The sequence below is a fragment of the Streptococcus mitis genome (assembly GCF_023110375.1).
GTDB lineage: Bacteria > Bacillota > Bacilli > Lactobacillales > Streptococcaceae > Streptococcus > Streptococcus mitis_CI.
In genome coordinates this window covers 44,401-60,127 of sequence record NZ_JALDVV010000005.1, presented here as the reverse complement: position 1 = coordinate 60,127, position 15,727 = coordinate 44,401, and the positions used below count along the sequence as shown (strand labels likewise).

Below are 15,727 nucleotides of genomic sequence, written 5' to 3'. Positions count from 1 at the left end.
TTTTCTCCTAGCCTAATATAGTCCATAGTATGTCAAAACTGTTATTTTCAATCAGGATATATATCCCCAATCCTAAATAGACAACGGCAATAAACCATCTGCTATATTTTTCCAAAGTTTCTCCAACAGAAGGGACTTGTGCTAATTTTTGGGCAGAAAAAACCAAGAGATAAATCATGACTAGAAAAGTAAGTAAAGTCACTATCAAATTCGCTAAATTTAAGGTGGTAAAATATGGGACAAAGACACCAATATTGTCAGCGCCACAACTTGCAAAAGTAATCATAGCGACTAGAAAAATCAGGTTTTTATTGTCTTTTCGCAAACCATCTTTTGCAATAGCTTCTCCATCAGAATCTCCTAAAAGCAAAACTTTGAGGCCTAGGAAAATTGGAATCAAACCGAGTAAACCTAAAATCTCTTTACTAGGAATATAATTTAAGACAAATGCAAAAAGCAAACTTAGGAATATTAGACTAACAGAGCCTAGAAATTGTCCTAAATAGATGTTAATGATGTCCTTTCTGCTTTTTCTTTTGGCAAAAAATAACATTAGGATAATAAGTAAGTCTACGGCTGTCCCAGAATACAGGATTATTGAAGTAACAATATTTTGAATCATAAAACACCTCATTCAAATATATTTTTGAATGTATTCTAACATTAACCTTTGTAGATGTCAACTTAAAATCCACCAATTAATAATTGCATGTCAATATTTGTATTGTGAAACTAGTTTCAGAAATATATAGTCTTAAAGTATGTCCACTGCCAATGGTTTTTTCAATATTTAAAAGGAGAGAACCAATTTGGTCCTCTCCAGGGTATAATTTTCCACCAACCCACTACAGTTGACAAAGAACCGTTATTCTCAAATGAGACAACTCCTTTTAGTTTTTATAACCTCAGCTTCTCGGTCTCTTACCTACTTTTAATAGAAAGACTACGAAGGACGATTCTTAAAGTAGTCAGATTGTGCAATATCGAAAGATTAGATGGGCTTAACCAATTTAACAACCCAAATCCAATTAAACTTCCATTTATTACAACTGTTTCTTGAATATTTCTTTGAATTAATTTCTGCAACGATTCAGATAAAGAATTCAATTCCTCGAAGAAATCTAAACGATTATCTAATAATAAAATATCACTCATCTGCTTAGAAATATCAGCACTTTCATTCATCACAACCCCAATATCTGCAAGCGTCAAGGCAGCAGAGTCGTTTAACCCGTCTCCAACCATCAAAATAGTTCGGCCAGCTTTCTGTAATTCCTGAACCAACTGAAACTTACCATCTGGTTTTAAATCAGTATAAACGTTGTCAAATGGCAGATCTTTAACCAACTCTTCTGTTCTAGCCAACGTATCACCAGTTGCCAGAATCAGTTTTTTCCCTTGGCGCTTTAGCTTTTTCAATGCAACTTTCGCCTCGCTTCTCAAGGGAGTGTGGATACAAAACATCCCAATTAATTCTTTCTTATAAGCCAAAAACAATAAATTGTAATGAGTCTTATATTGCTCAATCAAGGCCAGCTGCTCAGAACTAATTCTTACCTGTTCGTCTTGCATTAGTACATAATTTCCAATGACAACCGATTGACCATCAATTTGCGATTTAATCCCTTTGCTTGCAACATACTGAAGCTTGCCATGCATTTCTTCGTGTTCAATGCCTTCAATTTCAGCTTGTTTAACAATTGCATTGGCAATAGGATGATAGATATGTTCCTCCAAACATGCACTTATTCTTAAAATATCTTTCTCAGTATAATCTCCGAAAGGAAGAACCTTTTCAACCAAAGGATAACTCGTCGTGATGGTACCCGTTTTATCAAACAAGAAAGTATCCACTTCCAGATATTTTTCTAATACATCACCATCTTTAATAACCATTTCTCGATTTAGACCTTCCTTTATGGCCGTAAGGTAGGCTACAGGTGTGGATATTTTTAGAGCACATGAAAAATCCACCAATAAAAAGGAAATGGCTTTTGAAAACGAACCTGTTAACAGATAAGTCAAACCAGCACCTAAGAAGTTATATTTTACAACCTTGTCTGCCATCCTAATAAAATGACGTTGTTTTGTCTTCTTACTCTCTTCAGATTTTTTCATCAGATTGATGAGTTGCAAAATACGACTGTTTATCTGATTATCAGTCACACGAATTCTTAACTCTCCTGTTTCCAAAACAGTATTCGCACATACAGAATCTCCCTCTTTCTTTTCAACAGGGAAGCTCTCTCCAGTCAAGGAACTCTCATTGACCATGCCTAATCCTGAAACCACTTGGCCGTCAAACAAGATTTCATTACCTTGGGAGACAACTAATACATCACCTACTTGAACATCAGAACTCTTGATGCTGATGACCATGTCTCCCCGCACTAAGAAAACATCACTTTCTTTAGCAAGAAGGCTTTGTTCCAAATCTGTTGCTGTTTTTTTTAAAGACCACTGATCCAGATGATTACCCAAATCAAGCATAAACATGATGTTGCTAGCTGTCTTGGATTGGTTCATAAACAAGGACAACAAAATGGCCGAACAGTCCAAGACCTCCATGGTTAGTTCCTTGCGCGTTAAAGTTTGATAGGCTTCTTTGACATAACCCAAAGCCTGATAACAAGTCCAAATATAACGAATAGGGTAGGGTACAAAACTTCGAAACAGCAAACGCTTAATCGCTGCACCCGATACAATTGAATAAGCACTCTCTTCTCTACGAATGGGAAGAGTCATCAAGTCCGAAACTTTCCCCTTGTCAATTTTTTTTAAAAAGGCCTCTGCATTTTCTAATACAGAGAAGCCTTCTTTCATACGTAGAGTAAAGTGCTGCTGATCCATATAAAACTGAATAGAGTCGATCCCTTTTTCATCTTTAGCCAAGGAACGAAGATAATCTTGAATATCCAAGGTCAGTGAAAACGAGGACGATAATCGGATATGTTGATATCCTCTGTGTAGCACTTTAAAAGACATATTATTCACCTGTCAGGCTATCTAATTGTTCTTCTTTCTTTTCCTGTTCGTATAAATATTTAGCGTCTTGTAAAACATCATCACCGTGTTGTTTTACAACAGAAACAGATGCATCCAGTCCATCTTTCAATTTGTAAGCTTTAGCCAAGGCCTTAGAATAGCCTTTCTTAGCTTCTTTACTTGCTAAGACTTTCAAGCCAAGCGTCCCAAATGCTACCCCTCCTAAGAAGAGAGATGATTTTTTCGCAACTTTTACGACGTTTAATACTTCTTTTAACATGTTTATTTCCTCCTTGTAACTATTGTAGCGAAAAATGACAGCAAAAGCAATTGCTGATATCTGATATATAGATAAAATTCTCTATACTGATATTTAATTATATTATGATGAAAACAATATACTTTATTTTTTGATACTGTCAATAATTATGTGTAAACACTTAAGTAGAGTTACGGAGTGTTAATTAAATAAGCTTTCAAGTGTATCAGAACATTGACCAAACCCTTTATGGATTCGTTGACTTTGCTTGAAATTATAATCTTCAAACAACGTAACTAAGTAACGTTCCAGAGCCTCCTCATTAGGAAAAAGAACCTTCTTTTTCGTTTGATGTTTGATTTCTTTGTTAAGAGACTCAATGAGGTTTGTCGAATACATGCTGTGCCAAATCTGGTAGGGAAACTGATAAAAAGTTAAAAGATTATCCGTCTTCTCCAGACTTTCCATGACTTTCCTATACTTTGGTTTCCATTCGGCGAGAAAGTCCTCTAAAGCTTGTCCTGCCATTTCTAAATTTTCAGCACGATAAATCATTATAAATTGCCCCAGAATAACCGCTCTATCTGCTCGTTTCACTTTACTAGCTAGATTTCGACTAATATGAATTAAGCAACATTGTTGTTTAGCTAATGGGTGAGCCTGACTGATAATCTGCTCAAGCCCCTTAAAGCCATCTGTAACTACAAGAGAAATCTGTTGGATTCCTTGGTTTTGAAGCTTGTCTAACAGGGTGGACCAAGAAGCATTGTTTTCTTGAGGCAACTGTGCATAGCATATCTCTATGCGACTAAAGTCGCTAGAGCTATCCTAATTGCGCACCGCCAGTTCTCATAGAAAAAAACACCTTGCAAGATGCAAAGTGTTTTCGTTTGTATTCTGCTGTCCAGCAACGAATTAACGTTTAGAGAACTGGCTAGCTTTACGAGCCTTTTTCAAGCCTGTTTTCTAGTATTTTTATATCTATTGGCAGATTATCCGACTTATCCCCATCAACATCTGACTCTAACTCAACCTCTGAAGAAATCCTAATATTGCGTACTTTGATATATTCGATATTATTGTTACCTACTAGATCCCCTTTTTAATAAATCTGGGATAGCCGATAATTTAGAAATGATAGATGAATCCTTTAAAATCAAGATATTTCCATATTCATCTGTATTTTCATCAAATAGTTTTTTGTCTGCATAGTAATTGGATAGAAGAACTAAGACCTGAGTAGCTTCACCTTCATAATTGCCATTTTTGCTTTCAAAAGGTAATAATTGCTTGTTCATAGCTTGGCGAATCAGTTGCACCAGCCAAATTAATTGTCTTGACCGACGAATAAAGCGACTTCTTTCAAGGATTCGACCATAAGGAAACAGTTGGCAGATTCTATAAAAGTGTCGATGTGATTCGGCACGCTCATCAGACTCGCTACACAGAGCTGGTACATAATATCTGCTATAATTTTCTGGAAGATTTGGTCAAGCGGTCTTTTAGCCGTGTGACAGGCATACAGGAAAAACACTATTTATTTACTTTTTGCACGGGAGGCTTTAAGAATCTGATGGACATCTTTCTTGATAGTCACTCAGAGTCTCCAGAGTGTCTGGGCTGGGATATGGCAAAGATATACCGCTGCCTGAAACTGTTCTTTAACGCTGATAAACGCGACATATCAATTAAAATGTCGCACTAAAATGATTGAAAAATGATTGAAACTGTATTATAATGAATGTGTATATTTAGAAAAGAGGTACTAACTATGGAAAACCTAGTAGTTTCAGTCTTTAACACTGAAAGCGAAGCTTATCAGTCCTTTGCGGATTTGAAGGCTTTCCGCCAAACTCAGACGACCAAGGTTGCTCAAATCGCCTTGGTCAAAAATGAAAACGGTCACATCGTTGAAAAAGAACGCTATGACTTTGAAGATTCAACGACGGATGCAACCCTAGAAGGTGGCTTGCTCGGTGCAGTTATCGGGCTTTTGGGTGGTCCTATCGGCGTCTTGTTTGGTTATGGTATTGGCAGCCTCTATGGTTTGGCTGCTGGTGATACCGTTGATACGGCAGAAGCTGGCTTGATTGACGTTGTGTCTCAAAAATTGATCGACGGCGAAACAGCCGTTGTCGCCTTGGTGCAAGAAAACAACGAAGCAGTCATCGATGCTTACTTCACCAAGTACGACACCCAAATCGTGCGTTGGGATGTAGCAACCGTCGTAGCTGAAGTTGAAGCAGCCCTGCAAGTCCAAGAAGACCTCTACAACCAAGCGCGTGCGCAAATGAAGGCTGAACGTAAAGCAGATCGCAAGGCCAAACTTGAAGAGTTCAAGGCAAACATCAAATCAAAATTTGATAAATTGAAAGCCTAACGTCTAAGCGTCTCATAAATTTAAATGTGACTGAGACACCATTTAAAATTTATGTGCGTCGGATTCTCACAGTTAAATAATTGCGTTGACAAATCCGTTACAGCCGTTCTTCCATTCTTTGAAAAGAGTGTTTAATAGACAAGAAATCTGGACTAGTATTGGTCTGGATTTTTTTGTGAATATAGAGGTCATAGCTTTTTGACTATGCTTTGTTATAATTAGAAAGATTTTAAGTTTTATCAAGATGAAATCAGTCAGACGCAGGCACCCTGAACTAGCACCAGCTTCCCCACACAACTAAGACATACTGGTGCGACACTCGCAAAACAAGCTGGGGTTTCTCTTGAAGCCTTCTCAGAAGCTCTTACTCATAGTGATAAAGAGATTACAAAAACTTACGTTAATATCAAAGATAAAGTCAATCAGACTGTAGGTGATATTGCTTTTCGTAGTTTAAAAAATTGATGGGGTGAATATGGGGTGAATTTTGGGGTGAACTTTGATTTTTTGAAACAAAAAAGACATCCAAGAAATAATTCTTGAATGTCTGTAAACGTTGATATAATCGTATTGATTAACGTTTTGAGAATTGTGATGCTTTACGAGCTTTCTTAAGACCTGGTTTCTTACGTTCAACTTTACGTGAGTCACGTGTAAGAAGTCCTGCGCGTTTCAATGAATCTCGGAAGTCTGGGTCTACTTGAAGAAGGGCACGAGCGATACCATGACGGATAGCTCCTGATTGACCAGCGTATCCACCACCTACAACGTTAACGAAAACGTCGTATGAACCTGCAGTTGAAGTAACTGCGAATGGTTGGTTGATTACAAGACGAAGGTCAGCGTGTGGGATGTACTCTTCAACATCTTTTTTGTTAACAGTGATTTTACCAGTTCCTGGAACAAGGCGAACGCGTGCAACAGCGTTTTTACGACGTCCAGTACCTGCATATTGTGCTTGTGACATACTTTATTGTTCCTTTCCTTAGATAAGTCCTGAAATATCAAGAACTTCTGGTTGTTGTGCAGCGTGAGTGTGCTCAGCTCCAACAAATACTTTCAACTTCATACCTTGAGCGCGTCCAAGAGTATTGTGTGGAAGCATACCTTTAACTGATTTCTCGATCAAACGTACTGCATTTTTAGAACGAAGTTCACCTGCAGAGATTTGTTTCAATCCACCTGGGTGGTTTGAGTGAGTGTAGTAGATTTTATCAGTTGCTTTTTTACCAGTCAATTTAACTTTTTCAGCATTGATAACAATCACAAAGTCACCTGTATCAGTGTGTGGTGTAAATGTTGGTTTGTTTTTTCCGCGAAGTACGCTAGCAACTACTGCAGAAAGACGTCCAAGTGGTACATCAGTTGCGTCAACTACGTACCATTTACGTTCAACTTGGCCTGGTTTAGCCATAAATGTTGTTTTGTTCATGATTTCTCCTATATATAGTTCGATTTTTGTTTACGGTGATGGGTGTTCCTTCCCATCGAAAAGTATTTGGAAGGTTCCGGGGCCTTTCAAATGGGGTAAACAATACCGCCTACTATAATACCAAATTTCACCCCTAAAAGTCAATAGATATGAAAAATATTTTTCTGAATTCCACTCTTTTTATCTCTAAAAAACCTCGCTTTCGCGAGGCTCTTCTATTTATAAGATAAGGCACGTTTAAAGGTTTTCCAAGGACCTAAATCATCTGTTTGCAGAACGAGGCTAGCATACATACGTCCGATAAAGACTGTTGCCGTTACTGCAAAAGCAATCGTAATAGCAAGCGAAATCCAAGCTTCTAACCCATTTGCATAACCATTAATAGCTCTAAATGGCATGAAGAAAGTCGAAATAAAGGGAATATAAGAACCAATTTTCAAGATGAGATTGTCACCAGCTACACCTAGAGCTGTCACTCCAAAAAAACCACCTATAATCAAAATCATCAAAGGCGACAAGGCTTTTCCTGAGTCCTCAGGACGAGAAACCATAGAACCTAGGAAGGCTGCTAAAACAACGTACATAAAGAGGCTAACCAAGACAAACAATAAGGTGTTGAGCGAGAAAGCCTCTCCTATATGGTTTAAAATACCAGATTGTGCCAAGATTGGTAGGTCTTTAAAGAGAAGAATGGCAGCAAGTCCACCCACGACGTAAATGCCAATATGGGTCAAAATCACAAGAAGCAGAGCCAACATGCGAGCGTAGAAATAATGACTAGCTCGGATACTAGAGAAGACCACCTCCATAATTTTGGTTCCTTTCTCGCTAGCCACTTCCTGAGCAGTGACACTAGCATAGGTAATCAAAATCATATAAAGGAAGAAACCAAGCCCTGCGGCCGCAAAGGTTTGAATCATTTTTTTATTTTCCTTGGATTCATCAATTTTCTCCGTAAAGTTAACTGTTTGTTCCAAGCGTTTTTCCTGTTCTTGTGACAAATTGGCTGCCGAACGATTGAGTTGGTATTGCAGTTCGTTGAGCTTATTGGTTACTGCTAGCTTGATGCCTGTTTCAAGAGAAGTTTCACCATGATAGACGGCCTTGAGGACGCTGTTCTCTTGGTCAATGGTTAGGTAACCCTTGATTTTCTCATCTTTAATAGCAGCTTGGGCACTGGCTTCATCCTTATAATCAAAGTTGATACCATTGGTACCCTTAAGCCCATCTTCCACAGATGGCACAGTTGTTACTACTGCTATCTTACTATTCTTAGCCATAGAAGACCCTTGGAGATAGCCAATTCCCCCAGATAGACCGATAAACAAGAATGGTGAAATCACCATAAAGAAGAAACTCCACGATTTGACATGTCGAAGATAGGTTTCCTTCATTACAACCCACATATTTCTCATACTTCCACCCCTGATTCTAGTTTAAAGATTTCATCAATTGTTGGCGCTTGCTGGTCAAAGGTTGCGATGTATTGCCCCTGAGTCAAGATTGGGAAGAGTTCCCTTCCAGCGCTCTCATCCTCTAAGATCAATTTCCAACTGCCTTGTTTGGTCAAACTTACCTGCTTGACATGAGGAAGATTTTCCAATTCTTCCTTGCTTCGTTCACTTGAAACAAAGAGACGCGTTTTCCCGTATTGATTGCGGACATCCTGAACTGGTCCATGCAAGACCACACGGCCATCTCGAATCATGAGAATATCGTCACAAAGCTCCTCGACGTTGGTCATGACATGGTCAGAAAAGATAATGGTTGCCCCACGTTCTTTTTCCTGAAAAATGACTTGCTTGAGCAATTCTGTATTGACCGGGTCCAATCCACTGAAAGGCTCATCCAAGATAATCAAGTCTGGCTCATGAATCAGAGTAATAATGAGCTGAATCTTCTGCTGATTTCCTTTTGACAGACTCTTGATTTTATCAGTCAGCTTCCCTTTCACTTCCAACCTCTTCATCCATTGAGGGAGTTTTTCCTTGATCTCCTTGGCATCCATACCTTTTAGAGTCGCCAAGTAACGAACTTGTTCAAGGACTGTCAATTTAGGCATGAGGCTGCGTTCTTCAGGCAGATAGCCAATCCGAGCGTAGGTCTCTTGTCGAATATCCTGATTATCCAGACTAATTTCTCCTTGGTATTCTAAAAACTTCAAAATACTGTGGAAAATCGTTGTCTTTCCAGCACCGTTTTTCCCGACTAATCCCAAAATACGACCTGGTCGCGCTTGAAAGTCAATACCAAACAAAACTTGCTTAGGTCCAAAACTTTTCTCTAGACTTCTTACTTCTAGCATCTTTCACCTCCGAAATGTCTTGCACTCATTATACTCCTTTTTGATAGCCTTTACAATAATTTCTGTCCATTTTTATAAGGCTAATGCTATGTAAAATATGGCATGGAGCGTTTTTAGTGATAAATCCATTATACCGTGGTAAACTCCAATTTATCTTCTCTGTTCCTCAACTGTCTATTTTTGATCCTGAATTGTTATTTAAAAAGCAAAAATCCACCCCGAAGGATGGATTGATACTTTAACGCACTTCTGCATTGACTTTTTCTTCGAGAGACGCTTGGATTTTTTCCATGTAGCGTGCGACTTCTTCGTCCGTTAAGCTGTCTTCTGGATTTTGGAAAGTCAAGCTATAAGCCATTGACTTCATACCAAGTCCCAATTTCTCACCTGAGAAGACGTCAAAGAGTTTGATATCTGTCAAACGTTTCACGCCGGCAGCTTGGATCGCGTCCACAACTTCTTGGTGAGTCACTTCTGCCTTGAGAAGGAGGGCAACGTCACGGCTAACTGCTGGGAATTTTGTGATTTCCACAAATGGAGTAGCTGGTTTAAGGGCAGTTTCGATGGCTGAAAGGTTGAGCTCAGCCACATACGTTTCTGGAATATCGTAGGCCTTAGCAGTGACTGGGTGTACTTGACCAAGGAAACCAAGAACTTGGTCACCGAGTGAAATCATAGCGGTACGACCTGGGTGAAGGCTAGCGATTTCAGATGTTGCCGTATAGGTCACTTCTAGTCCCAAGCGAGTAAATAATGCTTCAAGGATTCCTTTAGCATAGAAGAAATCAACTGGAACTGCTGCTGTTTGGAAATCTTTTTCAGCAACCAAGCCTGTCAAGGCAAAGGCAAAGCTATTAATCTCATTTGGAAGTTCTTCTTTTGGATTGCCTGTTTGTTCAAAGACTTTTCCGATCTCGTAAAGTGCCAAGTTTTTGTTCTTACGAGCCACATTGTAAGCAACTGTATCAAGGATACCAGAAATCATATTTTGACGGAGGACAGAACGGTCCACTGTCATTGGCCACATAAGTTCCGTAAGGTTACTTGGTTGAGCTGTGAACTCAACTGCTTTTTCAGGAGTTGTTAGAGCGTAGGTGATGATTTCTGTCAAACCTGCCCCTTCAGCAATGGTACGAACTTGGCGGCGAAGTTTTTGTGTCGCAGTCAATTCACCTGCTGTACCATCGTCTTTTGGAAGGCTGGTTGGCAAGCGGTCATATCCATAGATACGAGCAATTTCTTCAAAGAGATCTGCCTCGATTGTGATATCCCAACGACGACGTGGGACGCTGACTGTAAAGCTGTCTGCATTTCCAGAAAGATCAAAGCCAAGACGGCGGAAGACGTCTTCTACATCCGCGTAAGAAAGTTCTGTACCAAGGACACGGTTAACATCAGCAAGAGTTGAAGAAACTTCCACATCAGAGGTATCAAGCTCACCCGCTGAAACGATGCCTTTGCGCACCGTCGCACCTGCAAGTTCTGCAATCATGCTAGCCGCCGCATCAAGAGCTTCGTTAACAGTTGCCACATTGATACCTTTTTCAAAGCGAGAAGACGATTCTGAACGAAGGTTAAGGCGACCGCTGGTCTTACGGATAGATTTGCCATTGAAAACAGCAGCTTCAAGGACAACACGACTAGACTTTTCAGAGATTTCTGTCGCTTGACCACCCATAACACCTGCAAGAGCTACTGGCTTGTCTGCGACAGTGATGACTAGGTCATTTGTTTCCAAGTCACGTTCTTCACCATCCAAGGTCACCAATTTTTCACCAGCACGCGCTTCACGCACACGGATGTCACTCCCTTCAAAGGTATCCAAGTCAAAAGCATGCATTGGTTGACCAAAGTAGAGCAGGATGTAGTTTGTCACGTCCACCACGTTGTTAATAGGACGGATACCTTCATTCATAAGAAGGTTTTGCAACCATTGTGGACTTGGTGCGATAGTAACATTGTCCAAGATACGAGCTGCATAGTAAGGCGCCTTGTCTGTCTCAATACCTACAGAAAGAGCATCTGCTGCAGCTTGGTCAGTTTCTGAAAGAGTAAATTCTTTAAAGTTGACTGCCTTGTCATAGATGGCTGCCACTTCGTGAGCCACTCCACGCATAGAAAGGGCATCCGCACGGTTTGGTGTGATAGAAAGTTCGATAATTTCATCATCCAAGTCTAGGTAAGAGAAGACTTCCTCACCTGGAACGGCATTTTCTGGCAAGATTTGGATGCCATCTGCGAATTCCTTAGGCACAACTGAGTCAGAAATTCCCAATTCGCCAAGCGAACAGATCATCCCAAGTGACTCTAAACCACGGATTTTTCCTTTTTTGATTTTGTAGTTGTCAGCGATACGAGCTCCTGGAAGAGCCACCATAACCTTGATGCCAGCACGCACATTTGGGGCACCACAAACGATTTGACGGGCTTCTTCTTCGCCCACATTAACCTGACAAACATGAAGGTGAGTTTCTGGCACATCTTCGCAGGACAAGACCTCACCGACGACAATTTTTGAGAGACCAGCAGCAGGTGATTCCACACCTTCTACCTCGATCCCTGTAGTTGACATTTTTTCAGCCAACTCTTGTGATGGCACATCAATGTCCACCAATTCTTTTAACCATTTATAAGATACAAGCATAATTTAGTTCTCCAGAATGACAGTTGTCACTCTAGTTCTTTTCCTTTCCTATCATTTCAATAGAAGAATCATCTTCTTACCTTAATTTCTTTCTCAGTAACCAATCCGTATCTACTTTTTGACCAACCATAAAATGATGTTGGCTAAATTTTTCAAAACCATATCGATTATAAAATGCTTGAGCTTTTGTATTATGCTCCCAAACACCTAGCCAAGCCCAAGAAAAACTATTTTTGGTAGCAAGTTCAAGAGCGAATTCAAACAGTTGCTTACCTAGTCCAAATCCTTGAAATTTTTGTAGCACATAGAGGCGTTGAATTTCAAAAGCATCCTCTAATTCTCTCTCAGTCTGAGCACTTCCCCAGTTGACTTTGAGAAAACCAGCTATCTCCTCTTCATGCATAATGAAATAGGTTTCGGATTCTGGATTTTCCAACTCAGTTGACAAAACTCTCAGACTATAAGCCTCTTCAAAGTATTCCTGTAACTGCTCTTCCGTATTATCATGCGCAAATGTTTCACGAAAGGTTTGTTTGGCTATTTTAGCCAACACCTCAACATCTGCCATTTCTACTTTTCTAATCATTATTTAAACTGTTCTGAGAAGCGGACATCTCCTTGGTAGAATCCACGGATATCGTTGATTCCATAACGAAGCATAGCTACACGCTCTTGTCCAAGACCAAAGGCAAATCCAGAGTAAACAGTCGCATCGATACCACTCATTTCAAGGACACGTGGGTGAACCATACCGGCACCCATAATTTCGATCCAACCAGTTTTCTTACATACGTTACAGCCTTCTCCACCACACTTGAAGCAAGAAACATCCACCTCAACAGATGGCTCTGTGAATGGGAAGTAAGATGGACGCAGACGGATCTGACGCTCTTCACCGAACATTTTTTGCACAATCAACTGAAGGGTTCCTTGAAGATCAGCCATAGAGATATTTTTCCCAACAACTAAGCCTTCAATTTGGTGGAACTGGTGACTGTGGGTCGCATCGTCCGTATCACGACGGAAGACACGCCCTGGTGAGATCATTTTCAAAGGACCTTTTGAAAAATCATGGGCATCCATAGCACGCGCCTGCACTGGAGACGTGTGAGTACGGAGTAAGATTTCTTCTGTGATGTAGAAAGTGTCCTGCATGTCGCGAGCTGGGTGGTCTTTGGGAAGATTCATACGTTCAAAGTTATAGTAGTCTTGTTCAACTTCAAAACCATCCACTACTTGGTAACCCATCCCGATGAAGATGTCTTCAATTTCCTCACTGGTTTGTGTGAGGATGTGACGGTGACCAGTCGCAACTGGACGACCTGGAAGCGTAACATCAATGCTCTCACTTGCTAGTTGAGCTTCAACTTTCTTTTCTTCCAAGAGCTTAGCTGATTCTTCAAATGCAGCTGTCAAAACATCACGAGCTTCATTGACGTGTTTTCCGATAACAGGGCGCATTTCTGCTGATACATCCTTCATCCCTTTAAGAATTTCAGTAAGGGAACCTTTTTTACCAAGGACAGAGACGCGCAATTCTTGCAGCTCTTTTTCATTTTCAGCATAAATCTGCTTCAAGCTAGCTAGCGTTTCTTCACGAAGCGCTTTTAATTGTTCTTCAATAGTTGACATAATTCCTCCATCAGTCTCTCGTAGATAAAAAGAAAACCACATGCCAAAAACTCCACTCGGAGCGTTGACACGCGGTACCATCCGTTTTTATCTGACAAGTCAGACCTTTATTTCTGAATCCATAGGCAAGTGAATTCACCCAGCTTTCATATAGAGAGCTTTCAGTCACGGCTCTCCTCCCTGATATATTTCCCTTAGGCTACTAGTCTTGCAGATTTCTATTCAATTACTACATAGTTTATCAGATTTTTAGTTAAAAAACAAGTTAGATTAGATTAATTTCAGTATAAAAAGGAACAAGACACAATGCACTACCTATTTGTAGGGTCTGTTTCATCTGCTTTCCTTTTCAACAAAAGAGTTGCTGCCTGATTAAAACCATCACACCAGTTATACCATTTTGCTTCATACTCATCTTGAGCTAAGATATGATTTTTTAAATCCAGAACAGAGTAGATTTTTCTTTCTTCGCAGACTTGCGCATAGAGATGATATAGTTCATCACCACCATCTCTATCCCACTCAGCAGAAATCGTATTCCGACCTGCTAATAAAGCCTGATAAGCCCTGTGATGCCCGTCTGTAATCAGCAAGCAATCTCCAAAGGCAAGAATACTGATTGGATCGACTTGGATTGTTTCTGCCGACTGGTAAAGCATCTGAATATCTTGCAACTTCTTTTCTGATAAGTATAGTTGAGTCGGATGAAGATCTGCTATATTGACTTTCATTTCTTTCTCCTCAAAGGAATTTGATATTCACTTCTGCTTGCCTTTAAATCGCCATTGGAAACGGAGTTTGTCATAGAAGGGAAACTCGATAAACAAGACTCCCAAGCCGACACAGAGACTGGCAAGTACATCTGATGGGTAATGAACTCCCAGATAGACCCTTGATACCAACACACTGACTAGGTAGAGACCAAGGACGATTTGTACGATTTTTCTCCAGACCCGATCTTTAATCCGCTGACTAAGAATAACAATCAAAGTCCCTACCATCAGCGTCACAGCCAAAGAATGGCCGCTTGGAAAGGAAAATCCCTTCTCCTCAACCAAGTGTAAGATAGCTGGTCGTGGACGCTGGTAGATATTTTTAAAGGTCACGATTAAAAATCCTGCCAAAGCCAGATTTCCCAGCATGAAGAAACTTTCTATCTTCCACCGCTTACGATAAAAGACAAAAGCTGTAATGACAACCCAAGTGATAATCACTGGAATATCAATCAAGCGTGTGATGGCCCTGAAAAGAATAGTCAAGTAATCTGGCAAGTCTCCTCGAACGGCAGTCTGTATCGGTTGGTCAAAACCGACCAGCGTTTCAGGGTAAAATTTGACCATATAGCCAAGAATAACGAAAAGTAAAAGGGCAAAACTGCCCTTCATTAAAAATGTTTGTTTATCTTTCATAGTGTTTTAAGGTTGGTTTCAATAGAACATACAACAACCAGAATGAAACGGAAAAGATTACACCCTCAATCAAGTTAAAAGGCAACACCATAGTCATTAGGTAGTTGGAAAGTCCCAAAATTTTTCCAATATCAAAGTTAGCAAACTTAGCGTACAAAGGAACAGCGTAAACATAGTTGAGAACCAACATAGCCACGGTTAAGCCAATAGTCCCAGCTAGAGAGCCTAGTAGGAAACGAAGGGTTGTCCGTTCCTTTTTCCAAATCAATGCAAAGACGATGACAAAAACTCCCAAAGCTACGATATTCATTGGCAAACCAATGTAAGTATTCACTCCCTGGCTATTAAGAAGCAATTTCAAGAGTGAGCGAAGCAAGAGAATTCCTAGAGCAGCAGGCAAATCCATGACCACCAGACCCACAAGGACTGGCAAGATACTAAATTCGATCTTGAGGAAGGACGCCGCTGGCAAAAGCGGAAAGTCAAAGTACATCAGCACAAATGAGATGGCTGATAAAATCGCAATGGTCGAAAGTCGACGTGTGTTTGTCATAACAGGTTCCTCCAATTTTCTATAAAATCAGAAGAAGTTAGAAAGGATTCCTCTATCTATTCTCACTTTTTATATCCCAAAAGTCCCCTCTCACTCTATTAAGGAAATTCAAGCAAGCGGTTACAGTT

At 40.1% G+C, this 15,727-nt stretch carries 14 protein-coding genes and 4 pseudogenes; 2 read left to right on the top strand and 16 right to left on the bottom strand.

The features are described from left to right. Positions 1-7: 7 nt before the first annotated feature. The 6 genes and pseudogenes from M1G12_RS05090 to M1G12_RS05065 form a co-directional block, all read right to left on the bottom strand. Complete coding sequence (locus M1G12_RS05090; protein ID WP_345773301.1) at positions 8-622, bottom strand: CadD family cadmium resistance transporter; 615 nt, start codon at positions 620-622, stop codon at positions 8-10. A 299-nt stretch (positions 623-921) separates the two neighbouring features. Continuing rightward, positions 922-2,985, bottom strand: a complete 2,064-nt coding sequence (locus tag M1G12_RS05085; protein WP_247942167.1) for a heavy metal translocating P-type ATPase — start codon at positions 2,983-2,985, stop codon at positions 922-924. A gap of 1 nt (position 2,986) precedes the next feature. Further along, complete coding sequence (locus M1G12_RS05080) at positions 2,987-3,265, bottom strand: DUF6110 family protein (protein WP_002902306.1); 279 nt, start codon at positions 3,263-3,265, stop codon at positions 2,987-2,989. Between the two features lie 180 nt (positions 3,266-3,445). After that, positions 3,446-4,036: pseudogene (locus M1G12_RS05075) on the bottom strand (IS256 family transposase); the annotation flags it as partial. A gap of 148 nt (positions 4,037-4,184) precedes the next feature. Further along, a pseudogene (locus M1G12_RS05070) lies at positions 4,185-4,518 on the bottom strand (diacylglycerol/lipid kinase family protein); the annotation flags it as partial. Between the two features lie 3 nt (positions 4,519-4,521). Beyond that, positions 4,522-4,665: pseudogene (locus M1G12_RS05065) on the bottom strand (IS982 family transposase); the annotation flags it as partial. 350 nt (positions 4,666-5,015) lie between these two features. Here M1G12_RS05065 and M1G12_RS05060 point away from each other — a divergent pair. Both M1G12_RS05060 and M1G12_RS05055 read left to right on the top strand, forming a co-directional pair. Continuing rightward, positions 5,016-5,624: a DUF1269 domain-containing protein gene (locus M1G12_RS05060; RefSeq protein WP_000429535.1), complete on the top strand. Its 609-nt coding sequence runs from the start codon at positions 5,016-5,018 to the stop codon at positions 5,622-5,624. Between the two features lie 241 nt (positions 5,625-5,865). Next, positions 5,866-6,089 (top strand): annotated as a pseudogene (locus M1G12_RS05055) (tyrosine-type recombinase/integrase); the annotation flags it as partial. A 109-nt stretch (positions 6,090-6,198) separates the two neighbouring features. Here M1G12_RS05055 and rpsI read toward each other — a convergent pair. From rpsI to M1G12_RS05005, 10 genes are all read right to left on the bottom strand, one after another. Next, complete coding sequence (gene rpsI / locus M1G12_RS05050) at positions 6,199-6,591, bottom strand: 30S ribosomal protein S9 (protein WP_000075964.1); 393 nt, start codon at positions 6,589-6,591, stop codon at positions 6,199-6,201. Positions 6,592-6,609: 18 nt separating this feature from the next. Beyond that, positions 6,610-7,056, bottom strand: coding sequence for a 50S ribosomal protein L13 (gene rplM / locus M1G12_RS05045; protein WP_001044624.1), 447 nt, complete (start codon positions 7,054-7,056; stop codon positions 6,610-6,612). Between the two features lie 215 nt (positions 7,057-7,271). Then, positions 7,272-8,471 (bottom strand): ABC transporter permease, encoded by a 1,200-nt coding sequence (locus M1G12_RS05040; protein WP_247942166.1) that lies wholly within the window; start codon positions 8,469-8,471, stop codon positions 7,272-7,274. Further along, on the bottom strand, positions 8,468-9,361 hold the full coding sequence (locus M1G12_RS05035; RefSeq protein ID WP_000895284.1) for an ABC transporter ATP-binding protein: 894 nt from the start codon (positions 9,359-9,361) through the stop codon (positions 8,468-8,470). The genes M1G12_RS05040 and M1G12_RS05035 overlap by 4 nt, the downstream gene beginning before the upstream one ends. Before the next feature lie 238 nt (positions 9,362-9,599). Continuing rightward, the gene (gene pheT / locus M1G12_RS05030) at positions 9,600-12,005 is read right to left on the bottom strand and encodes a phenylalanine--tRNA ligase subunit beta (RefSeq protein ID WP_049500840.1); all 2,406 of its coding nucleotides are present in this window, start codon (positions 12,003-12,005) and stop codon (positions 9,600-9,602) included. A gap of 76 nt (positions 12,006-12,081) precedes the next feature. Beyond that, positions 12,082-12,591, bottom strand: coding sequence for a GNAT family N-acetyltransferase (locus M1G12_RS05025; protein WP_000619948.1), 510 nt, complete (start codon positions 12,589-12,591; stop codon positions 12,082-12,084). Continuing rightward, on the bottom strand, positions 12,591-13,637 hold the full coding sequence (gene pheS, locus M1G12_RS05020) for a phenylalanine--tRNA ligase subunit alpha (protein ID WP_084948109.1): 1,047 nt from the start codon (positions 13,635-13,637) through the stop codon (positions 12,591-12,593). Before pheS ends, M1G12_RS05025 begins: the two co-directional genes overlap by 1 nt. 311 nt (positions 13,638-13,948) lie before the next feature. After that, positions 13,949-14,368: a chromosome partitioning protein ParB gene (locus M1G12_RS05015; RefSeq protein ID WP_247949500.1), complete on the bottom strand. Its 420-nt coding sequence runs from the start codon at positions 14,366-14,368 to the stop codon at positions 13,949-13,951. Between the two features lie 27 nt (positions 14,369-14,395). Next, positions 14,396-15,046: a phosphatase PAP2 family protein gene (locus tag M1G12_RS05010; protein WP_247942163.1), complete on the bottom strand. Its 651-nt coding sequence runs from the start codon at positions 15,044-15,046 to the stop codon at positions 14,396-14,398. Beyond that, complete coding sequence (locus tag M1G12_RS05005; protein ID WP_000185823.1) at positions 15,036-15,599, bottom strand: ECF transporter S component; 564 nt, start codon at positions 15,597-15,599, stop codon at positions 15,036-15,038. Before M1G12_RS05005 ends, M1G12_RS05010 begins: the two co-directional genes overlap by 11 nt. Between the last annotated feature and the right edge of the window lie 128 nt (positions 15,600-15,727).